Source organism: Mesorhizobium sp. M4B.F.Ca.ET.214.01.1.1, from assembly GCF_004791545.1.
GTDB classification, from domain to species: domain Bacteria; phylum Pseudomonadota; class Alphaproteobacteria; order Rhizobiales; family Rhizobiaceae; genus Mesorhizobium; species Mesorhizobium abyssinicae.
In genome coordinates, this window is the sequence record NZ_SRUX01000018.1 from 108,371 (window position 1) to 128,800 (window position 20,430).

The window sequence follows — 20,430 nt, forward strand, 5'->3', positions numbered from 1 at the left end:
CGAAAATCGCGGGGACCTTACCCGCCAACGGCGACGATGCAAGGCCCGCGTGGAAGCGCGCGCGCAAAATGATGTAGGCGCGTAAGATCAGCTTTCGCTTGTTGCCTTTTGCGCAGCCGGTTCGGGCGTCGAGGGCTGTTCGGGCGGCGCTTCGACGGCAGGCGCCTGCGCCGGCTTGCGCCAGCCGCGGACGAAGGCGGCGATGCGGTCGCGGATCTCGCCGGCGCTCAGGAACACCGGTACGCGCGCCACCGGCGCGGTCGGCTCGAAGGACAGGCCGAGGCCGATGATCCGCCCCTTGTCGTCGACGTCGCGCACGATGAGCTCGATCGGTCCGATCAGCACCCGGTCGGCATATTCGGGATGGCCGCCGAGCCGCTCCGTCACCAGGGCGCCGACGGTCAGCTTGCGCTCGGCCTCGGTCAGGCCCGGCCCATAGGCAGCCTCCAGTTCCTCGGCCAAGCGCGTCGGATCGAGCGCGAAGGCGCCGAAGAAGTCCGCGTCCTCCGGATCGACCACGGCGCGGCTGGCGAACAGCTTGTCGAGCAGGCGCGGATAGCGGTCCGGCACGAAGATGTAGACCTGGTCGCCGGCGGCCAGCCGGCCCATGTCCTGGAAGCGCATCGAGCGGCCGTCGCGCAGCACCAGCGAGGGCCGCGCCCAGCGCGGGATGCGCTCGCCGCGCGCCACCGGGCTGCCCGGCGCCACGCGATAGGCGAGCAGCTCGTGATGGGCCGAGCCCGGCAGTTCGAGCTCGACCTTGTCGAGCGGCCCGAGCCGCGCCGGCACGATGAGGCCGAGGCGGCGCGCCAGCGGCCCGACGGTCCAGCCCTGCACGACCAGCGATACCAGCACGATGATGAAGGCGGTGTTGAAGATGACGCGGCCGTTTTCCAGGCCGCCGAGCAGCGGCGTGATGGCAAGCAGGATAGAGACCGCGCCGCGCAGTCCGACCCAGGAGACGAAAGCCACCTCGGGCCGCGGCAGGCGGAACGGGACAAGGCAAAGCCAGACGGCGACCGGCCGCGCCACGAAGATCAGGAACAGGCCGAGCAGGACCGCCGGCACCAGGATCGCCGGAAACTGCGAGGGCGTGGCGAACAGGCCGAGGATCAGGAACATGATGATCTGCGCCAGCCATGACATGCCGTCCTGGAAGCGCTTGAGGATGGTGACGGCGCGGATGTCGGAATTGCCCGCTATCAGGCCGGCGAGGTAGACCGCCAGGAAACCGGAGCCGCCAATGGCGCCGGCGGCGGCGAACACCATCAGCGACAGCGTCAGCACGAAGATCGGCAGCAGGCCGTGGTCGAGGTTCAGCCGCTCGACAAGGCGCACGATGGCGAGGCCGCCGAGAATGCCGACGACGGCGCCGACACCCATGTTGAGCAAGAAGCCGAGCGCGAGGTTGGTGACCAGCACATTGGCCTCGGGATTGGCGTGGGCGGCGATGATCTCGACCAGGGTGATGGTGAGGAAGATGGCGATCGGGTCATTGGTGCCCGATTCCACCTCGAGCGTCGCGCGCACGCGCTCGCGCAAATTGATCTCGCCGGCGCGCAGCAGAAAGAACACCGCAGCCGCATCGGTCGAGGCGACGGCGGCGCCGAGCAGGAAGGATTCCAGCCAGGTGAGGTCGAGCAGGTAATAGGCGGCGGCGCCGAACAGGCCGGTGGTCAGGATGACGCCGACGGTCGCCAGCGACAGCGCCGGCCCGGCTGCCTGGCGCAGCGCATTGAGCGGCGTGCCGAAACCGGAATCGAACAGGATGACGGCCAGCGCCAGTGAGCCGGCAAAATAGGCCAGCCTTGCGTTGTCGAATTCGATGCCGAGGCCGTCGGTTCCGGTCGCCAGACCGATGCAGAGGAAGAGAAGCAGGAGGGGAGCGCCGAAGCGAAAGGCGATCAGGCTCGAAAACGCGGCGGCAACGACAAGGGCGGTGCCGACCAGCGTTACAAGATAGATCGCATGCTCCATCCGGAATTGCCCCTCAAATCCGCCTCCCTCCCCGCTTTACGGCAGAGTGGGGCGAAGACATGACCAGTGCAAGGCGGCAGCGTGGTTTTTTGCTCCTATGGGGCTGATTTCCGGAGCTTTTGCCGCTTGGGGCGCCAGCCCGGCCCGCAAACGAAAAACGCCCGGCCGAAGCCGGGCGTCTGGTCTGGAAAGATCGAAGTCCGCCGCGATCAGGCGATGGTCTTGCCGAAGGCGACCGCGGTGTCGCCCATGCGGTTGGAGAAGCCCCATTCATTGTCGTACCAGGAGAGCACCGACACGAAGTTGCCGTCCATGACCTTGGTCTGGTCGAGGGCGACGATCGAGGAATGCGGATCGTGGTTGAAGTCGATCGAGACATTCGGGTGATGGGTAACGGCGAGCACGCCCTTCAGCTTGCCCTTGGAGGCGGCGCTCACCGCTTCGTTGATCTCCTGCGCGGTGGTCGAGCGCTTGGCGATGAACTTGAAGTCGACGACCGAGACGTTCGGGGTCGGCACGCGGATCGAGATGCCGTCGAGCTTGCCCTTGAGGTCGGGCAGCACCAGGCCGATCGCCTTGGCTGCACCGGTCGAGGTCGGGATCTGCGACAGCGCCGCCGCGCGGGCGCGGTAGAGGTCCTTGTGCATGGTGTCCAGCGTCGGCTGGTCGCCGGTGTAGGAGTGGATCGTCGTCATCATGCCCTTCTCGATGCCGACGGTCTCGTGCAGCACGGCGGCGAGCGGCGCCAGGCAGTTGGTGGTGCAGGACGCGTTCGAGATGACGATGTGGTCCTTGGTCAGCTTGTCGTGGTTGATGCCGTAGACGACGGTGAGGTCGGCGCCTTCGGCCGGCGCCGAGACGATGACACGCTTGGCGCCGGCGGTGAGATGCGCCGCCGCCTTGTCGCGGGCGGTGAAGATGCCGGTGCACTCGAGCGCGATGTCGACGCCGAGTTCCTTCCACGGCAGCTGGGTCGGGTCCTTGATGGCGGTGACCTTGAACTTCTCCGAGCCGACCGAGATCTGATCGCCGTCGACCGTCACTTCATGCGGGAAGCGGCCATGCACGCTGTCGTAGCGCAAGAGATGCGCATTGGTCTCGACCGGGCCGAGGTCGTTGACGGCGACGACGTCGATGTCCTTGCGGCCGGATTCATGGATGGCTCGCAGGATGTTGCGGCCGATACGGCCGAATCCGTTGATGGCAACTCTGACGGTCATGTTTCTCTCCCTGGGAGCTGGAAGGCGATTGGGTCCGCAGCTTCATAGCGGCGGACGGGCGAAGAATCCAGCCTTGGAAGGCTTGGATTTAAATCGATTAGGTTGGGCCAGCCCGCCAAGGCGGCCATGCTTGGTTTTGACGGGCTCGCTTGGCTCAACCCTTACTTGCCGTGCAGGCGGGCTTCCGCCGCTTTCGCCGCCGCTTCGGCGGTGATGCCGAAATGCGGATAGAGCTGCTCGATGGTGCCCGAGGCACCGAAGCCGGTCATGCCGACAAAGATGCCATCGCTGCCGATAATATGGTCCCAGCCCTGGCGGATGCCGGCTTCGATTGCGACCTTCACCTTCGCATTGCCGATCGTCTTCCTGCGGTAGTCGTCGCTCTGCTGGTCGAACAGTTCGAAGCAGGGCACCGAGACGACGCGGGTCGGGTGGCCGTGCTGCTGCAGCAACTCACGCGCGCCGAGCGCGACCTCGACCTCGGAGCCGGTGGCGAAGATGGTCACCGCCGCCTCGCCGTTCGCCGCGGCGAGCTCATAGGCGCCGGACGCGCTGAGGTTCTTCTCGCTGTGCTCGGTGCGAACGGTCGGCAGGTTCTGGCGGGTCAGCGCCAGCGTCGACGGCGTCTTTTCGGATTCGAGCGCCAGCTGCCAGCACTCCGCCGTCTCGACCGCGTCGGCCGGGCGAAAGACGTTGTGGTTGGGGATGGCGCGAAGCGCTGCCACATGCTCGACCGGCTGGTGCGTCGGACCGTCCTCGCCGAGGCCGATCGAGTCATGGGTCATGACGAAGATCGAGCGGATGCCCATCAGCGAGGCGAGGCGCATCGAGGGACGGGCATAGTCGGAGAAGCACAGGAACGTGCCGCCATAGGCGATCAGGCCGCCATGCAGCGTCAGGCCGTTGATCGCCGCCGCCATGCCATGCTCGCGGATGCCGTAGTGGACATAGCGCTGGCCATAGTCGTCAGGGGTGATGTTCTTGGTCTGGCTGGTCTTGGTGTTGTTGGAGCCGGTCAGGTCGGCCGAGCCGCCGATGGTTTCCGGCACCGCGCCGTTGATGACTTCCAGCGCCATTTCCGAGGACTTGCGGGTGGCGACCTTGGGCTTGTCGGCCGAGAGCTTCTTCTTGTAGTCGGCAATGACGCTGTCGAAGTTCGACGGCAGCTTGCCGGAGATGCGGCGCTCGAACTCGCCCTTCAGCGTGGCGTCCGCCTTGGCGAGACGGCCCTCCCAATCGGCGCGGGCCTTGGCGCCGGCCTGGCCGGCGGCGCGCCAGGCGTCGAGGATGTCGGCGGGAACCTCGAAGGGCGGCGAATCCCAGCCGAAGAATTTGCGCGCGCCGGCGATTTCCTCGGCGCCGAGCGGCGAGCCGTGCGCCTTGTTGGTGCCGGCCTTGGTCGGAGCGCCGAAACCGATGGTGGTCTTGCAGGCAATCATCGTCGGCTTGTCGGAATGGCGCGCCGCCTCGATGGCGTAGGCGATGGCTTCCGGATCGAAGCCGTCGATGTGGGTGGCGTTCCAGCCGGAGGCCTGGAAGCGGGCGACCTGGTCGGTGTTGTCGGCGAGCGACACCGGGCCGTCGATCGAGATGTTGTTGTTGTCCCACAGCACGATCAGCTTGTTGAGCTTGAGATGCCCGGCGAGCGCGATGGCCTCCTGGGAGACGCCCTCCATCAGGCAGCCGTCGCCGGCCAGCACATAGGTATAATGGTCGACGAGGTCCTTGCCGAAGGCGGCGTTCATGATGCGCTCGCCGAGCGCGAAGCCGACCGAGTTGGCGAGGCCCTGGCCGAGCGGGCCGGTCGTCGTCTCGATGCCGGCGGCATGGCCATATTCGGGGTGACCGGCGGTCTTCGATCCGAGCTGGCGGAAATTCATGATCTGGTCGAGGGTCATGTCCTCGTAGCCGGTCAGATAGAGCAGCGAATAGAGCAGCATCGAGCCGTGGCCGGCCGACAGGATGAAACGGTCGCGGTCGGCCCAGTGCGGGGCCTTGGCGTCGAATTTCAGGAAGCGGGTGAACAGCACCGTGGCGATGTCGGCGCAGCCCATGGGCAGGCCCGGGTGGCCGGAATTCGCCTTCTCGACGGCGTCCATGGAAAGGAAACGGATCGCATTGGCCATCCGGTCATGTTGTTCACGCGAGGTCATGCTTCCTCCGGGGTGGGGGTTTGAGGCCCTGGGAAAGGCCTGGAAAGGGTGCGCGACACATAGCAGGCGCGGCCCTTGAGTCAACAAATCGGTGCGTTTTTGCCGGGCTTGTGATGGCCCCGGCAGACCTACATTAGCGTTAGCGGGGGACAGTCGCGAGAGCTTTATTGACGTTGCCTTCACACGGCGCCTAATGTTTCCTGGATAACGCGTTCTGAACGCGAACGATTCGGTGATGGGCAGGGTGCAGGACGAGCCATGACCGGGGAAACGACGCTCAAGGAAGTCATCGCCAGGCTGGGCAAAGCCATTGAAGGCCTGGAAAACGCCGTCGCGGCCAAGCTCGAGCACGAGCGCGACTATTCGGAGGCCGAGGCGGAGGTGCAGCGCATGAACGCCGACCGCTCAAGGCTGGCGCAGGAACTCGACAATTCCGAAGCGCGCGCCGAGCGGCTGGAAGACGCCAACAAGGAAGTATCGCGCCGGCTGGTGACCGCCATGGAAACCATCCGCGCGGTGTTGGACAGGTAGGCCAATGGCACAGGTCACGGTTTCCATCGACGGCAAGCAGTACCGCATGGCTTGCGACGAGGGCCAGGAAGAGCACCTGATCGACTTGGCCGAGCGCTTCGACCGCTATGTCGCGCATCTCAAGGACTCGTTCGGCGAGATCGGCGACCAGCGGCTGACGGTGATGGCCGGCATCATGGTCATGGACGAGCTTTCGGAGCTGCAGAAGCGCGTCAAGGGCATGGAAAGCGAAGTGCTGACGCTGCGCAAGACGCGCGACGACGCGCTGGCCAAGGCCGGCAAGAGCGACGGCGTGCTGACCGACGCGCTGGGCGCGCTGGCCCAGCGCATGGAAGACCTGGCGACGACGCTGGCGGTCAAGAAGGCCTGAGCCCCGAGGCGGCAGAAATTCCTGCCGGATTTGCCGAGAAAAGATGAAAATTTTTCATCGCCGACGCCATTCCCGGCGGCCTGCGCCGTATGAAGCCTGCCTTTGGAGTGGTAGAGATTGCGAGCGGTGCCGGCGCGGCATGCCGGCGGCAGTCAAAGGGTAGGGACATGTCATGAGTCTTCGGATCAACGATATCGCGCCGGATTTCACGGCCGAAACCACGCAAGGGACGATCAGCTTCCATCAATGGATCGGCGACGGCTGGGCGGTGCTGTTCAGCCACCCGAAGAACTTCACTCCGGTCTGCACGACCGAGCTCGGCACCATGGCCGGGCTGGAGGGTGAGTTCAAAAAGCGCAACGTCAAGATCATCGGCATTTCCGTCGACCCGGTCGCCAGCCACGACAAGTGGCAGGCCGACATCAAGACGGCGACCGGCCAGGAGGTGAAATACCCGCTGATCGGCGACAAGGACCTCGCGGTCGCCAAGCTCTACGAGATGCTGCCGGCCGGCGCCGGCGAGAGCTCGGAAGGCCGCACGCCGGCCGACAACGCCACGGTGCGTTCGGTCTATGTCATCGGGCCGGACAAGAAGATCAAGCTGGGGCTGACCTATCCGATGACCACGGGCCGCAACTTCGACGAGATCCTGCGCGTCATCGATTCCATCCAGCTGACGGCCAAGCACCAGGTGGCGACGCCGGCGAACTGGAAGCAGGGCGAGGATGTCATCATCACCGCCGCGGTTTCCAACGAGGACGCGATCAAGCGCTTCGGCGCCTTCGATACGATCCTGCCGTATCTGAGGAAGACCAAGCAGCCTTCGGCGTGAGCCCTTTTCCTTCTCCCCGTGAACGGGGAGAAGGTGCCCGAAGGGCGGATGAGGGGCGGCGCTGCGTTCGGCTGTGATTGCGCCGAAACCTTCGTAGGTCGTTCTGAAAGGAAAACCTCGCGGCGTGGGCGCTGCCCCTCATTGTCCTGCCGGACATTTCTCCCCGTATAGTGACGGGGAGAAAGGGCTGGACCGCCGCTTTGGCCAAACAAAAGGCGGCGCCGGAGCGCCGCCTTTTTTTATTTCTGCCTTGAGCCTATCACGCGGCCGGCTGCGCCTCGATGGTGCGCAGCGCCTGGGTCTGGCGCTTGGCCGCGGCCTTGACCGCGTCCTGCACCTTCTCGAAGGCGCGCACCTCGATCTGGCGCACGCGCTCGCGGCTGATGTCGAACTCGGCCGACAGCTCTTCCAGCGTCAGCGGCTCGTCGGCGAGGCGGCGCGCCTCGAAGATGCGCCGTTCGCGCTCGTTGAGCACGGAAAGGGCGCCCGACAGCATGGAGCGCCGGTTTTCCAGCTCGTCCTGCTCGATCAGCATCTCTTCCTGGCTTTCGTGGTCGTCGACCAGCCAGTCCTGCCATTCGCCGGACTCGCCCTCGCTGGCGCGGATCGGGGCATTGAGCGAAGCGTCGCCCGAGAGGCGGCGGTTCATCGACACCACTTCCGCCTCGGAGACGTTGAGGCGCGTGGCGATCTCGGCGATCTGCTCGGGCTTCAGGTCGCCATCGTCGAGCGCCTGGATCTTGCCCTTCACCTTGCGCAGATTGAAGAACAGGCGCTTCTGGTTGGCGGTGGTGCCCATCTTGACCAGGCTCCACGAGCGCAGGATGTACTCCTGGATCGAGGCCTTGATCCACCACATGGCATAGGTGGCGAGCCGGAAGCCGCGCTCCGGTTCGAATTTCTTGACGGCCTGCATCAGGCCGACATTGCCTTCCGAGATCACCTCGCCGATCGGCAGGCCGTAGCCGCGATAGCCCATGGCGATCTTGGCGACGAGCCGCAAATGGCTGGTGACGAGCTTGTGCGCGGCCGTGGTGTCCTCATGCTCGGCGTAACGCTTGGCGAGCATGTACTCTTCCTGCGGCTGAAGCATCGGAAAGCGACGGATTTCTTCCAGGTAGCGGCTGAGGCCGCCTTCGCCGGAAACGATACTGGGTAGTGACTGGGCCATGATAGCGCCCCCTCTCTATTGGAGTGATGCCCCCGAAACGCGGCGGGCATGTGACGCGAATGCCAATCGGCTCATCCGCGGCAACTGGTGTATATAGGAACAAAACCAGAAAAGACAGGCATTTGTTCAACACGAAACAGTGTGTCACGCTGAAGTGAACAACGCCAGTCAGGTTTTTTGATGGTTGGCTTGAAGCGTCTTGATGGCGGGCTCAGAGATTGCGAAAGCCGCCGACGAGTTCCTCCATGTCCCTCGGTATCGGTGCCTCGAACCTCATCGTTAGATGGGTAGCCGGGTGTCGGAATTCAAGCAGCCAGGCGTGCAGGGCTTGCCGCGGAAAGGCATTGACCGCGCCTTTCAGCGGTTCGGGCAACCGGTTTGCCTTGGTGCGGAAGGCCTGGCCGTAATCGGGATCGCCGACGACGGGATGCCCGATATGAGCCATGTGGACGCGGATCTGGTGGGTGCGGCCGGTCTCCAGCCGGCATTCTACCAGGCTTGCGGTGGCGAGGTCCTTCTGCCGCTCGCCGAAGCGCTCGATCACGCTAAAGTGCGTGACAGCGTGCCGGGCGTCGTCGCGGCCTAGCGGCACCACGGCGCGGCGCACGCGGTCGGCGGCGCGGCCGAGCGGCGCATCGACCGTGCCGGTCGGTCTCGACGGAATGCCCCAGACCAGCGCCAGATAGGCGCGTTCGAGGTCGCCGGTGCGGCCGTGATCGGCAAAGGCCTCCGACAGCGCCTTGTGGGCGCGGTCGGTCTTGGCGACGACCATGACGCCGCTGGTCTCCTTGTCGAGACGATGAACGATGCCGGGCCGCCTGACGCCGCCAATGCCGGACAGGCTGTCGCCGCAATGGTGGATGAGCGCATTGACCAGCGTTCCGGTCCAGTTGCCGGCGCCGGGGTGCACGACCAGTCCCGCCGGCTTGTTGATGACGATCAGCTCGTCGTCCTCATGGAGGATGTCGAGGGCGATCGCCTCGCCGCGGGGCTCGGCCGGCTCGGGCTCCGGCATCTCGACCGCTACCCGCTCGCCGGCGGACATCTTGCGCTTGGCCTCCTCGACGACCTTGCCGCCGATGCTGACCGCGCCCTGCCTGATCAGCATCTGCACGCGGCTGCGCGACATGTCAGGGCCGAGTTGGCCGACCAGCCATTGGTCGAGGCGCTGGCCGACGGCATCGGCCCCTGCCTGCAGCACGATCGGGGCTGCCTCTATGAATTGCTGGGTCTCTTCGCTATGAGCGCTCATCGAAAGAAGGTTCCGGAATTTTTGCCATGGTCAGGCCGATTGCCGACGAAGACGAAGAAAAGCCGCTCGATCCCGGGGTCGAAAGCGTGCGGAAGAAACTCTTGCGCTTCATGGCCATCAATCTCGGCCTTTTGTTGCTTGCCCTTATGGTGGTGATCGGAGCGCTTGTCTACAAAGCGCGCAACGCGCCGCCCGCCGGCGCCCCGGTTGCCAGCGATATCCAGGTGCCGGCCGGCGAACCGTTGAGCGCCGACATCGTGCTGCCCGTCGGCGCCAAGGTGGTCAGCCAGTCGCTGTCCGGCAACCGCATCTCGATCGATGCCGAGCTTGCCGACGGCAGCCGCGCCATCTTCGTCTACGACATTGCCGCGCGCCGCCTCGTTGGCCGTTTTGCCATTCGCAATAAATGACGGGCTTTGCCGACAACCGCCGGGTGGCCACGGTGGCGATCGTGGTCAGGGACTATGACGAGGCGATTGCCTGGTATGTCGAGCGGGCGGGCTTCGTGCTCACCGACGATGTCGACCTCGGCGGCGGCAAGCACTGGGTCACCGTTGCGCCGGCGAACGGAAACGGCGCGCGGCTGCTGCTGGCCGAAGCATCCGACGCCGAGCAGGCAAGCCGCATCGGCGACCCGACCGGCGGCCGGGTCTTCCTGTTCCTCGAAACCGACGACTTTGCCCGCGACCATCAGGCGATGCTCGCAAACGGCGTCGAGTTCCGCGAAGCGCCCCGCTTCGAGGCCTATGGCACGGTGGCGGTGTTCGCCGATCTCCACGGCAATCTCTGGGACCTGATCGAGCCGAAACGACAGGGCTGAGCTCGACAGTTTTGGAATGTCAGCGAACGCGCCGAAACCCCAGTTGCTTTTTCCCAGCCGCCAGCCTATGTAGCCGGTTCTTGAGCGCGCCCATCGTCTAGCGGTCAGGACACCGCCCTCTCACGGCGGGAACAGGGGTTCGATTCCCCTTGGGCGTACCAAGCTTTTCAACGGGATAGCCGCTCAGGTCCGTATATCGTCTAATAACGGTCGAATAAGCCATTCACGCGCTCGGCCCTTTAGGCCTACCAGATCACCAGCTTTACATTTTTGCAGGTGTTGCAGAGGTCTTTCTCGCGATGGAACCCGCTTAGGTGGTCGCCGGCCAGTTCACGCGTCTTATGGTTTGGGGCAAGAAGGCGATCAAGCATGGGACCCTATCGCGTGGCGATCTATCCGGGAGTCGCAGCGCCACTGAGCATCGTCATGAATCCGGCTATGATGGTCAAGATGAGGCCAAAGACAAAGATAAATCCTGCTATCACAATGACCTTCGACGCCCGCCGGCTCAAAGAAAGCGCGTTCGATTTTGTCGCGTCATTCGGTTTGCCCCACAGCATACGGCGCGCGGCGGTCCACGCCATCGCCATCGCTAGGCAGCACCCGATGATTGAGACCATGAAGCACAACCACGATGAGACCAGAATGTGCTTGTAGTAAACCGGGGCGCTCTCCGCCTTCACCAGCTTGTCAGAAAAGTTGACCGAGAATAACAATATGCCGCTGAGCAGCGCGATAAACTGCTCGCACATATCTTTGATTTCCTTGTATTGGTAGTGCAGGAACTCTTCGACCGGACTAGAGCCGGTGGTGCCACTCTCGCGCTCGGTCATACCGGGTCGCCTTTCATCGACACCTGAATTGCCAGCGGACGGCTAAGCACGGAAGCGTCGTTAGGCGAGCGCCAGAAATTTCTACACAGGAAACGCTCTTCTGCAGGCTCATGCCTTGAGAAGCCGCGAGGCGCCAAATCCCCGCGGCTCCGGCCGAAGTGTAGCCGACGAATTCGAACCCGCGCGATCATCAGCCGGACTGCGAGGCGAGGCCGAGGGACACGTCGTTACGATGCTCGCGCAGCCTGAAGCTCAGCACGAGCAGCGCGACGCCGAAGGCGATGGCGTAAGCGCCGATCCACCAGGTCAAGACCAACGCGCCGATCAGCGGCGCCACTACCAGCAATGCCCCGAAAATGACAGAGATGATCCCGCCTGCCACCAGCCACCAGCGGCCGTGATCCCGCCTAAGTTGGTAGGCGGCCGCCCACATCAGCCCGCCCGACACGACGGCCCAGGCGGCGATGACGAGCACGAAAGCAAGGAGCGTGATCGCCGGCCATAGGAACGCGATGACGCCCGCCGCGATGTCGGCGACGCCCTCCAGCAGGAGCAGGCCCCAACGTTCGTTTGCACGCGCCGCGCGCAGGGCGGCGGCGATTGCGAACGCGCCGTCCACCAGCATGTAGGCCGAGAAGAAGAGGACCAGCGAGAGCATAGTCGGCCCGGTGAGTAAAAGCGCGAAAAGGCCGAAGATGATGGCGACCACGCCGCGCAGCGCGATGAGCCACCAGTTGCGGGCGAGGACGGCGTTCATTGCTTCCTTCTGCGGGAGCGATGGCTCGCCCGGCGCGCGCGCCCTGACATCGGTATTGGTCACGATTTTCTCCTGTCTCCTGGCCCGGGGTGCCGCCGATCGTGACGGCCGTCCAGGCTGGCGGATCGCTCGCCGGTAAGGACTCGGTGGCTGCCTCCTCCAGGACGAGGAGCCAACCATCTGCGACTAGGCGGTCAGCTGTCGTAAGGCTCTGCTAAGCCGCCTTCCCGTGGCTCTGCTTACCGCGTTTGGACGTATTCTTCCGAGACTCGGCCGGCTTCACATCTCGCACAGCCTCAAACCTGACCTTCTGCTCGCCGCTATCCCAGCGGGCGAGCACGCGGTCGCCCTCGTGTACCTCGTCTGCGAGCATGGCCCGGGCAAGCTCAGTCTCCAGTTCCGAGCGGATTAGGCGCCGCAACTCCCGCGCCCCAAATTCTGGCCTGAACCCCGCGGCGGCGATCTGCTCCATCAGCGAATCGTCGAACTCAAGATCGACGCCCTGCCCGTGGGCGGTTCGCTTCACGCGCTCGAGCTGCAGATCGACGATGTTGCGGATCTGCTTCCGGTCGAGCGCATGGAAGACAATGATCTCATCAATGCGATTCAGGAATTCCGGCCGGAAGTGCATGCGCAGCACGTCCATCAGCTCGCGCCGCAGCTTGTCCGTCTCGTCGGAGGCCGCGCCTTGAACCCGCAAATGCCCCTGAATGATGTCGGCGCCGAGGTTACTGGTCGCAATGATGATGGTGTTGGTGAAGTCCACGACCCGGCCCTTCCCGTCCGTGAGACGGCCATCGTCGAATACTTGCAGCAGCACGTTGTAAACGTCGGAGTGCGCCTTCTCGATCTCGTCGAGCAGGACCACACTGTAGGGCCGCCGCCGCACGCGCTCTGTGAGCTGGCCGCCCTCCTCGTAGCCGACATAGCCAGGGGGAGCACCGATCAGCCGGGCGACGGTGTGACGCTCCATGTATTCTGACATGTCTAGGCGGACCAGGGCAGCCTCGTCTCCGTAAACGGCTTCCGCGAGCGCCTTGGCGAGCTCTGTCTTGCCAACGCCGGTCGGTCCGAGGAAAAGGAACGTGGCGGTCGGCCTCCGGCCCTCGCGGAGGCCCGCGCGGGCGAGCCGCACGGCATCGCTTACCGCCTTCACCGCTTCGTCCTGCCCGATGACGCGCTGGTGCAGGCGTTCCTCTAGCTTGATCAGGCGCTGGCGCTCTTCAGTCGTAAGCTCGGTAACGGGAATGCCGGTCAGCTTTGAGACGACTTCAGCGATATGTGCGCTCTGCACTTCCGCGCTGCCTGACCCAAGGTTCCGTCGCCACCGCTCTGTCGCCTGCCGCAACTCATTGTTCTTTGCGTCGTGCTGGGCTTGGAACTCGGAGGCGCGGTCGAATTGCTTGCGCGAGCTCGCATAATCCTGCTCGCGCTTTAGCTGCCGCGTCTCCGCTTCCAACTCCTGCACGTCGACGGGCCGGCCAGTCGCCGAAATTTTCACGCGCGCCGCCGCTTGGTCGATCAAGTCGATCGCCTTGTCGGGCAGGAACCGGCCGGTGATGTAGCGGTCGGAAAGCTCCGCCGCGGCGACCACCGCCTCGTCGGTGATCGTCACCTTGTGATGCGCCTCCAAGGTATCGCGCAGTCCTCGGAGAATCATGATCGTCTGCGCAACCGACGGCTCCGGCACGAACACCGGCTGGAAGCGCCGCTCAAGCGCCGCATCCTTTTCGATGTGTTTTTGGTATTCGTTCAGCGTCGTCGCGCCCACGAGGTTCAGTTCGCCGCGCGCCAGCGCCGGCTTGAAGACGTTTGCAATGTCCAATCCTCCTTCGCCGCCGCCCTGACCGGCGCCGACGATGGTGTGGATCTCGTCGATGAAGAGGATTTGCTTGTCCTTCTGGTTGGTGACTTCCTTCAGCACCTGCTGCACCCGCTCTTCGAACTCGCCACGATATTTGGAGCCGGCGACTAGCGAATTGATGCCAAGCTCGACGAGGCGTTTGTCGCGCAGGCTTTCAGGAACCTCCCCGGCTACGATGCGCTGTGCCAAGCCCTCGACGATCGCCGTCTTGCCGACGCCGGGCTCGCCAATTAATACCGGATTGTTCTTCTTGCGGCGGGCGAGCACCTCGATTGTCGTTTCGATCTCGCGTGCGCGTCCGATCACCGGATCAAGCTTGCCTTCGCGCGCTAGTTTGGTGAGATCACGCGAATATTTGTCGAGGTTCGGCGTGTTGGTCGGCGTTTCGACCTGTCCGGCCTCGGCGCCGCGGCCGACCACCTTTACCACCTGTTGGCGGATGGCCTGCGGGGTGAGCCCATAGCGCCGTAGAAGCTCGCCGGCGATGCCCTCCTCCTCCTCGGCCAGCCCGATCAGGAGATGCTCCGGGCCAACATAAGAATGGCCAAGCTCGTGTGAGGCAGTGAAGGCGTGGCCAAGGGCGCTCTTCATGCGCGGCGTGACGCCGATCTCGCCGCTCTCGTCCGGCTTTGTATCGCCGCGCGGGGCCGCTTCATCAAGCTCGCGGCGGAGGTCATCTAGGGAAACCTTGAACTGTCCGAGAATGGTGCGGACTACATCGCTTTCAGTCAACGCTAGGAGGAGGTGCTCCGTGTCAACCTCGCCGCGCCGATGCTCAGAGGCCTGGCGCGCCGCGGCCTGCAGAAGCTCCTTGGCGTGCTCGCTGAGCCGCTCCGCCGCTTCCCCGCTCCGCTGGGCCCGATCGAGCGATCGCGGTTGCCGTGCTCTCATTCAACCCGCGCTCACCAAAGGGTGACGCTCCAAGGAATTCATCGCCGAAGAATTCATCGAAGAGGCCGCCGCGTCTTCCGAACAGCGACTCCAAGGGCGAGCTTTGGCGCTGCTGCCGCGCCAAGCGACGATAATCCGTTTCACAAAGATCGAGCGTTCGCGTGTCGCCGTTCGCGGTCGTGATACGCGCCCGCACAGTTGCGGGGCGGGTCTTACAGATGTCGCAAAGCTTTGCCATATGAGCCTCCTAACGGTCGAGCTTCCCGTCCATCATGCGTGGCGGGTGGGACCGTGGACGCTCTGGCCAATGAACCGTCGGCCGGTGGAACGCAAAGGGTCGCAGTGAGCTCAACGCCGGGGTGGACAGTTGGTCGGGATTCTGGCGCTTAGTTAGGCAAACGCACGCGAGCAAGGTTGGTTGCGCGGTGCCTGAATATTCGCTTCCTGCATCTCGTGCGCACTGTGCGCCTTCGGTCCGCAAACTCCGCTTCAGGTCAAACTCGAACGGCTGGCTGGCCAACATCGGGCAAGCCCTTCAAAACGCGGTGGCCAGCGCGTCGCGGACCCTTCCCTTTGCCCTCGAAGCGAGAACCGATCGGTCTGTTGGCTTGTTTGACCTCGCGCCGGTGCCCAAAATCGCTGCTATCATTTCCAGAGGCAAAGGCTCAGAGGGTCAGGTGTATCGGCCACTGGCGGATCGCCCCTGTTAGGTGGCCGGGGCAATTTTCGCGATGCTGGGGAGGCAGCGGTGCAATGTCGAAAGTGAGCAGATGGTTTCGAGACAAAAAGATTTTCCTGGGCAGGCACCGATTGCCTGAACATGTCCGGGTCGGACGATACTCTCACAACCTAAGCAGCAATTCCTTCCTCTATTGCACGGAGAAATCGCCGGTGATTATTGGCGCTTTCTCCGCGATAGCGCCGGGCGTGCTGTTTGTTTGCCAGGCAGATCATCCGACCGAGACTGCATCCAATTTCGGTTTGCAGAATCAGGTCCTGATGACGAAAACGATAGACCAGTATCTTCAGACGAAGGGGCCGATAGTCGTTGGCAATGACGTCTGGATTGGAGCCCGCGCCATAATCCTGTCAGGGGTCACCATCGGGAACGGCGCCGTTGTTGCGGCGGGGAGTGTGGTAACCAAGGATGTTCCGCCCTATGCAATTGCAGCCGGCAACCCGGCCAGGCTGATTAGATACCGTTTCTCGGACGAAACCATCGACGCGATGCAACGAATTCGGTGGTGGGACTGGCCGCTGGAAAAGCTGAAGCAAGAAAAGGCAGCCTTCGATCTGCCGGCTGAGCGGTTTGTCGAGCGCTTTGGTTAGTTGGCAGTGTGGCCAAAGAACTGCCGGCGATACTTTTTCCACCTCCATTCAATGCGTTTCCACCAGAGAGGCCTCTGCTTGCCGCCCTCGATCGACGTCGTGAACCGGCCGTTGTGCGTGCCCTGTTCTACGATAGGGCGCTCGAACCACAGTATGTCCGTACCGGTGGCCTTGTCGCAGTCATTTACCGCAATATCGATTGGAAGATTAAGTTCGTTTCGGTCGAACCAGTTGCATCGCGCTTGCGCGGCGGAGCGAGTCAAGATGTAGGAATCCGTGCAGCGACTATGGTTCGCAGGATAGAGCGATCTGCCCTTTGTCAGCTTGGACCTTGGCGTGTAGTAGTTGCCGCCATTGCCCAGATAAACGACCGCCTGTCTGCCGGCCGCAAGCTCCTGAAGCGCGTCCTCGAGGCGTGCCACGAAGTTGCGAGCGAGAAACACGTCATCCTCAAACACCAGGCAATACGGCAAGTCGGTGTTGAGGAATTCTCTCCAGATGCCAATGTGCTTGCGCGCCAGGGACAGCTGCGCGGGTTTGAGAGCTGCCTGTCGATCCTCTGCGGAGAGATCGGCGATGTCGTGGTCCAGATACCAGTGAACCGGGACACCGCGACGAGCAAACTCGCTGCGAATGTGCAACTCCCGCTCCTCATATCCGGTTTTTACGTGACAGATGCGGCAAAAGATCTGGTTGGGAAACATCGATACCCCCGGGCATACGAAAACGGCGACTAACATTAGTGATTGCCCATCGACAAGTCACCGCGCTCGCACCCTTTCCAACGTGCACGATCGGCGTTTCTTATCTGGCGCGCGGAACCGCCTTCGCTTCTGGCGCGCAGGGCCCGATTGAATTAGCATCGTGTGATGGAACTTTGGCTATCGCTCGCCGCGGCGGTGCAAAAGGCCGGGCGTAGATCCGGCGGGTGCCGATGCCAGGGTTCCGGGGAGGGAGACCGATGCAGAAACTGCAGTCGCAGGGGTCCATCACATCACGCTGGTCGGCGCCGGGCGCCAGGTAACCAACGAGGAACGTAGTTTTCACGCGCCGGCGGCGTCAAAGGAAGCGGTGCGGTACCTGAAGATCAAGCGGCGTCGGCAACGCGCTACTCCCTACGACATGCATCCCGCCTTTTGCGGCAGCGTTCAGGATGAGGGAGGGGGAACCATGGACGAAACGGGCGTTCTGGATGCCGTGGTTGTGGGTGCCGGATGGGCCGGCCTCGGTGTCAGCTATATGCTTGCCCGATCCGATATGCGGCATTGCGTCCTTGAACGCAGGCAAATCGGGGAAACGTGGCGGACCCAGCGTTGGGACTCGTTCCACTTCAATCTTCCCAACATTTACAGCGTGATGCCCGGCGATCGTTACGGCGGCCTAGAGCCGGAAGGGTTTATGTCGCAGATGGAGTTCGTTGCGCTGCTCGAAGACTATGCGCAACGCAACAGACTTCCGGTTCGCACCGGCGTCTCGGTCACAAAACTGGAAGCAAGTAACGGGCTCTTTCGCGTCGTGACGCCCGAGCGGACGTGGCTGGCGAAAAACGTGGTTGTCGCCAGCGGCAGCTTGAACCGCCCGCGTCGGCCGCCTTCGGCGTCCGCGTTGACGGGCGGGCCAGTGCAGCTCGATGCCTCCGACTACCGTAAGGCCGGCGACCTACCCGTCGGAGCCGTCCTTGTCGTCGGCAGCGCACAGTCGGGCTGCCAGATCGCCGAAGATCTGATCCTGGCGGGCAGGGAGACTTATCTTGCGACGGGCCATATTGGCCGTCTGCCACGACGCTATCGCGGGCGCGACATTGTCGTGTGGATGGTGAAGAGCGGATTGTTTGACGTGCCCCGCAAGGATTTCGTCGATCCGTCCGGCCGCGTTGCCGCTCGGCCCATGCTTGGCGCGTTGCACACGATAAGCCTGCAGTCTCTCAGCGCGCAGGGCGTTGTGCTGCTGGGACGATTTGTCGGAGTGGATAACAGTCGCCTCATCTTCGCCAACGACGTTCTCGAAAACATTCGGTTTGGCGACGAGATTTCCGCGCAATTCAAAAACCGTATCGATGAATTTATCAAATGTAATGGTCTCAGCGCTCCTGCGCCCGTTGAGGATGAGGCGGAGGCGGTCGCTCCGCGTCTGCCCCAGCATCCCATTCTGTCGCTCGATCTCGTCGAGCGGAATATTTCAGCGATTGTCTGGTGTACGGGCTTTGACGGCGATTTCAGCTGGATCGATGTACCCGGTGTTCTCGACGAGCGACGCCAGCCGGTCCACGAAAATGGCATCGCCTCGGTTCCGGGCGTCTATTTTGCGGGGCTCGACTTCGCGTCCACGCGTAGGTCAGGCACCGTCATGGCGGTTGACGATGAGGCACGTCGGTTTGTCGCCCGGATACAGGCTCGGGCTGATCGAGCCGTGACTTGATACGGAATAGAGTAGGCATATTCCGTGATCGGTAAGCTCTGCGCTGTGCTGGCTGTGTCCGCACCGTAGTGGGATCGATCTCGGACTCTATGCCGCTTGGCGCCGTTGCGAGCTTCTGGCGCAGTGCTGCGGATTGAATTAGCATCGCGTCTTGGTTTTTGCGCCATAGGCGCAAGGCGCCGTCGCAGGAAGCATCAAGGCGCGGCGGATGCGGATCAGAACTCGCCCGATACAGAGGCGAAGGATCGCAGAGAGGGAGACCGATGCAGAAACTGCAGTCGCAGGGCGTCCATCACATCACGCTGGTCGGCGCCGGGCGCCAGACCTCGATCGATTTCTGGGAAGGCGTGCTCGGCATGCCCTTCGTCTTCGAGCAGCCCAATCTCGACAAGGCGAGCGAGAGCCATCTCTATTTCGATCCGGGCGACGGGCGGCTGATCACCGTCTTCACCGATGAGAGCCGCGCGGCGGTGGCCAGGCGCACGCCAACCGATACGGGCTGCGTCCACCACATCGCCTTTTCGGTGTCGCGCGTCACCTTCCTGCAGGCGGTCGCCCGGCTCGACGAGCGCGGCATCAAGCATAGCGGCGTCAAGGACCGCGGCTTCATGGATTCGATCTATTTCGAGGATCCGCTTGGCCTGCTGATCGAGCTCGCCTCGTATCGCTTCGAGCCGCCGACGGGCTTCACCCATGCCGACGTGCTGATGCAGGCGCACAAGATCCGTGTCGCGCGCGGCGATTACAACATCGCGGAAGTGCATCTCGCCGACGCGATCCAGACGCTGGTCGAATGGTCGCGCGCGACCTTGTCGGACGATCGGGGGCCGAAAAATCCATACGCACGAGACTGACAAGCCTGAGGGAGGAACAGATGGCGAAGGCAGCAACAAAGAGCACAGGCAAACCGGCAACCAAGCCGGCAACAAAGACCGCCAAGCCGGCGGCGAAAGCGGCTGCGAAGCCGGCAACAAAGGCAAAGGCAAAAGCAGCAGCCAAGCCAGCCGCGAGGGCGACGGCCAAGGCCGCGCCTAGGGCGAAACCGGCGAAGAAGCCGGGGCTGAAGCTCAGCATGCTGAAGCCGAGCGTCAACAACATGACCGTTCGGGTGTTCGCGCGCGCGGCCGGCTTCGACCATGCCGAGACCGACGCCTGGGGGCTTACGCGCTCGCCGGAATTCCTGGCGCGCAACCCGGCCCATCTGACGCCGATGATCGAGGACAAGGGCCTGCCGCGGGGCGTGCTGTGGGAAAGCTGCGCCATCATGCAGTATCTCGCCAACAAGCACGGGCTGGAGAAGTTCTACCCCAAGGCGCCGGCCAAGCGGGCCATGATCGACAGCGCCATGTTCTACCTGGTCGGCACGCTCTACCCTTACGTGGCACGCGCCACTTATCCGGCGCTCGGCTTCCCGCAATATGCCGGCGAGGTCGGCCACAGCGACGCCCATCCCGACAGGAAATCGGAGGCCCAGAAGGCTGCCGCCTCCGCAATCGCCGAGCCGCTGGAGGTCTTCCACAGCTTCTTCCGCAACGGCAAGCCGTTCATCGGCGGCAGCAACCCGTCGATCGCCGACATAAGGCTGGCAGCGACGCTCGAGTTCCTGGCGGTCATCGACTATGCGCTGCCGCAGTGGGCGAAGGACTATATGGCGGCGATGGAGAAGAAGCTCGGCAACGCCTATGCCGAGCCGGCCGGCGACGTGCGCGGCTACATTGCCTATGTGCGGTCGCAGGCCAAGGCGTGAGCGCCGCCAGGTAGCGTCGCTGAGCCTGGCGACCGGTCGGGGTTAGGGATTGGTTAACCAAAGACCTGTCTACTGGCCGCTGGTTCACCTCAGGCGCGCGACCACGGATGTACTGGCGCGGATGCCGAGGCGAAAGGAAAGGTCGGCCTTGCGCCGGCCTTTTGCTTTTCGCCGGCTGCCCGACCCTGGCGAAGGCGCCTGGCTATCCGTGCAAAACCTGTTGTCATCTTCGGCTTTGACCGTAGCATGAAGGTGGCGGCGGAGC

17 protein-coding genes, 1 tRNA gene and 1 pseudogene are annotated in these 20,430 nt (G+C 63.6%); 10 read left to right on the plus strand and 9 right to left on the minus strand.

Annotated elements, in window-relative coordinates:
* Positions 1 to 87: 87 nt before the first annotated feature.
* From EN857_RS28920 to tkt, 3 genes are all read right to left on the minus strand, one after another.
* Positions 88 to 1,977 (minus strand): potassium/proton antiporter, encoded by a 1,890-nt coding sequence (locus tag EN857_RS28920; RefSeq protein ID WP_128346083.1) that lies wholly within the window; start codon positions 1,975 to 1,977, stop codon positions 88 to 90.
* A 209-nt stretch (positions 1,978 to 2,186) separates the two neighbouring features.
* Positions 2,187 to 3,197 (minus strand): type I glyceraldehyde-3-phosphate dehydrogenase, encoded by a 1,011-nt coding sequence (gap, locus tag EN857_RS28925; protein WP_128346082.1) that lies wholly within the window; start codon positions 3,195 to 3,197, stop codon positions 2,187 to 2,189.
* Positions 3,198 to 3,358: 161 nt separating this feature from the next.
* The gene (tkt, locus tag EN857_RS28930) at positions 3,359 to 5,350 is read right to left on the minus strand and encodes a transketolase (protein WP_127393552.1); all 1,992 of its coding nucleotides are present in this window, start codon (positions 5,348 to 5,350) and stop codon (positions 3,359 to 3,361) included.
* Positions 5,351 to 5,608: 258 nt separating this feature from the next.
* Between tkt and EN857_RS28935 the strand changes: the two genes are divergently transcribed.
* From EN857_RS28935 to EN857_RS28945, 3 genes are all read left to right on the plus strand, one after another.
* A complete protein-coding gene (locus tag EN857_RS28935; protein WP_006200774.1) occupies positions 5,609 to 5,881 on the plus strand; it encodes a DUF4164 domain-containing protein in 273 nt (90 codons plus the stop codon).
* A 4-nt stretch (positions 5,882 to 5,885) separates the two neighbouring features.
* The gene (locus EN857_RS28940) at positions 5,886 to 6,251 is read left to right on the plus strand and encodes a cell division protein ZapA (RefSeq protein ID WP_127282781.1); all 366 of its coding nucleotides are present in this window, start codon (positions 5,886 to 5,888) and stop codon (positions 6,249 to 6,251) included.
* Between the two features lie 172 nt (positions 6,252 to 6,423).
* Positions 6,424 to 7,083: a peroxiredoxin gene (locus tag EN857_RS28945; RefSeq protein WP_127393553.1), complete on the plus strand. Its 660-nt coding sequence runs from the start codon at positions 6,424 to 6,426 to the stop codon at positions 7,081 to 7,083.
* Positions 7,084 to 7,342: 259 nt separating this feature from the next.
* Here EN857_RS28945 and rpoH read toward each other — a convergent pair whose 3' ends face one another.
* Entirely contained in the window at positions 7,343 to 8,254 is a 912-nt protein-coding gene (rpoH, locus tag EN857_RS28950; RefSeq protein WP_127282783.1) for an RNA polymerase sigma factor RpoH, read from the minus strand.
* 211 nt (positions 8,255 to 8,465) lie between these two features.
* Entirely contained in the window at positions 8,466 to 9,506 is a 1,041-nt protein-coding gene (locus EN857_RS28955) for an RluA family pseudouridine synthase (RefSeq protein WP_127391075.1), read from the minus strand.
* A 26-nt stretch (positions 9,507 to 9,532) separates the two neighbouring features.
* Here EN857_RS28955 and EN857_RS28960 point away from each other — a divergent pair, with 26 nt between their 5' ends.
* From EN857_RS28960 to EN857_RS28970, 3 genes are all read left to right on the plus strand, one after another.
* The gene (locus tag EN857_RS28960) at positions 9,533 to 9,916 is read left to right on the plus strand and encodes a fimbrial protein (protein ID WP_127391074.1); all 384 of its coding nucleotides are present in this window, start codon (positions 9,533 to 9,535) and stop codon (positions 9,914 to 9,916) included.
* Entirely contained in the window at positions 9,913 to 10,326 is a 414-nt protein-coding gene (locus EN857_RS28965; RefSeq protein WP_135859440.1) for a VOC family protein, read from the plus strand. The genes EN857_RS28960 and EN857_RS28965 overlap by 4 nt, the downstream gene beginning before the upstream one ends.
* An 86-nt stretch (positions 10,327 to 10,412) precedes the next feature.
* Positions 10,413 to 10,487: transfer RNA gene (locus EN857_RS28970), tRNA-Glu, on the plus strand.
* 231 nt (positions 10,488 to 10,718) lie between these two features.
* Here the strand turns inward: EN857_RS28970 and EN857_RS28975 are convergent.
* The 3 genes and pseudogenes from EN857_RS28975 to EN857_RS28985 all read right to left on the minus strand — a co-directional run bounded on the left by EN857_RS28975 (position 10,719) and on the right by EN857_RS28985 (position 14,909).
* Positions 10,719 to 11,159 carry a hypothetical protein gene (locus EN857_RS28975; protein WP_127391072.1) on the minus strand — a complete coding sequence of 147 codons (441 nt, stop codon included), beginning with the start codon at positions 11,157 to 11,159 and terminating at the stop codon, positions 10,719 to 10,721.
* 190 nt (positions 11,160 to 11,349) lie between these two features.
* A complete protein-coding gene (locus EN857_RS28980) occupies positions 11,350 to 11,916 on the minus strand; it encodes an HdeD family acid-resistance protein (protein ID WP_127391078.1) in 567 nt (188 codons plus the stop codon).
* Between the two features lie 214 nt (positions 11,917 to 12,130).
* Positions 12,131 to 14,909, minus strand: a pseudogene (locus EN857_RS28985) (ATP-dependent Clp protease ATP-binding subunit).
* A gap of 515 nt (positions 14,910 to 15,424) precedes the next feature.
* On the opposite strand from EN857_RS28985, the gene EN857_RS35265 reads away from it, so the two are divergent.
* On the plus strand, positions 15,425 to 16,000 hold the full coding sequence (locus EN857_RS35265; protein WP_210213982.1) for a CatB-related O-acetyltransferase: 576 nt from the start codon (positions 15,425 to 15,427) through the stop codon (positions 15,998 to 16,000).
* Here EN857_RS35265 and EN857_RS28995 read toward each other — a convergent pair.
* Entirely contained in the window at positions 15,997 to 16,704 is a 708-nt protein-coding gene (locus tag EN857_RS28995; RefSeq protein WP_245493288.1) for a glycosyltransferase family 25 protein, read from the minus strand. The genes EN857_RS35265 and EN857_RS28995 overlap by 4 nt on opposite strands.
* 466 nt (positions 16,705 to 17,170) lie before the next feature.
* On the opposite strand from EN857_RS28995, the gene EN857_RS29000 reads away from it, so the two are divergent.
* From EN857_RS29000 to EN857_RS29010, 3 genes are all read left to right on the plus strand, one after another.
* A complete protein-coding gene (locus EN857_RS29000; protein WP_127391070.1) occupies positions 17,171 to 18,418 on the plus strand; it encodes an NAD(P)/FAD-dependent oxidoreductase in 1,248 nt (415 codons plus the stop codon).
* Between the two features lie 263 nt (positions 18,419 to 18,681).
* Positions 18,682 to 19,272, plus strand: a complete 591-nt coding sequence (locus EN857_RS29005; protein WP_127391069.1) for a VOC family protein — start codon at positions 18,682 to 18,684, stop codon at positions 19,270 to 19,272.
* A gap of 20 nt (positions 19,273 to 19,292) precedes the next feature.
* Complete coding sequence (locus tag EN857_RS29010; protein ID WP_127391068.1) at positions 19,293 to 20,165, plus strand: glutathione S-transferase family protein; 873 nt, start codon at positions 19,293 to 19,295, stop codon at positions 20,163 to 20,165.
* The last annotated feature ends 265 nt before the right edge of the window (positions 20,166 to 20,430 follow it).

What these genes read in the sequence shown, in the direction of transcription:
- EN857_RS28920 (WP_128346083.1), bottom strand. Translation starts at nt 1,977, where the DNA reads ATGGAGCATGCGATCTATCTTGTAACGCTGGTCGGCACCGCCCTTGTC.
- gap (WP_128346082.1), bottom strand. Translation starts at nt 3,197, where the DNA reads ATGACCGTCAGAGTTGCCATCAACGGATTCGGCCGTATCGGCCGCAAC.
- tkt (WP_127393552.1), bottom strand. Translation starts at nt 5,350, where the DNA reads ATGACCTCGCGTGAACAACATGACCGGATGGCCAATGCGATCCGTTTC.
- EN857_RS28935 (WP_006200774.1), top strand. Translation starts at nt 5,609, where the DNA reads ATGACCGGGGAAACGACGCTCAAGGAAGTCATCGCCAGGCTGGGCAAA.
- EN857_RS28940 (WP_127282781.1), top strand. Translation starts at nt 5,886, where the DNA reads ATGGCACAGGTCACGGTTTCCATCGACGGCAAGCAGTACCGCATGGCT.
- EN857_RS28945 (WP_127393553.1), top strand. Translation starts at nt 6,424, where the DNA reads ATGAGTCTTCGGATCAACGATATCGCGCCGGATTTCACGGCCGAAACC.
- rpoH (WP_127282783.1), bottom strand. Translation starts at nt 8,254, where the DNA reads ATGGCCCAGTCACTACCCAGTATCGTTTCCGGCGAAGGCGGCCTCAGC.
- EN857_RS28955 (WP_127391075.1), bottom strand. Translation starts at nt 9,506, where the DNA reads ATGAGCGCTCATAGCGAAGAGACCCAGCAATTCATAGAGGCAGCCCCG.
- EN857_RS28960 (WP_127391074.1), top strand. Translation starts at nt 9,533, where the DNA reads ATGGTCAGGCCGATTGCCGACGAAGACGAAGAAAAGCCGCTCGATCCC.
- EN857_RS28965 (WP_135859440.1), top strand. Translation starts at nt 9,913, where the DNA reads ATGACGGGCTTTGCCGACAACCGCCGGGTGGCCACGGTGGCGATCGTG.
- EN857_RS28975 (WP_127391072.1), bottom strand. Translation starts at nt 11,159, where the DNA reads ATGACCGAGCGCGAGAGTGGCACCACCGGCTCTAGTCCGGTCGAAGAG.
- EN857_RS28980 (WP_127391078.1), bottom strand. Translation starts at nt 11,916, where the DNA reads ATGAACGCCGTCCTCGCCCGCAACTGGTGGCTCATCGCGCTGCGCGGC.
- EN857_RS35265 (WP_210213982.1), top strand. Translation starts at nt 15,425, where the DNA reads ATGTCGAAAGTGAGCAGATGGTTTCGAGACAAAAAGATTTTCCTGGGC.
- EN857_RS28995 (WP_245493288.1), bottom strand. Translation starts at nt 16,704, where the DNA reads ATGTTTCCCAACCAGATCTTTTGCCGCATCTGTCACGTAAAAACCGGA.
- EN857_RS29000 (WP_127391070.1), top strand. Translation starts at nt 17,171, where the DNA reads ATGGACGAAACGGGCGTTCTGGATGCCGTGGTTGTGGGTGCCGGATGG.
- EN857_RS29005 (WP_127391069.1), top strand. Translation starts at nt 18,682, where the DNA reads ATGCAGAAACTGCAGTCGCAGGGCGTCCATCACATCACGCTGGTCGGC.
- EN857_RS29010 (WP_127391068.1), top strand. Translation starts at nt 19,293, where the DNA reads ATGGCGAAGGCAGCAACAAAGAGCACAGGCAAACCGGCAACCAAGCCG.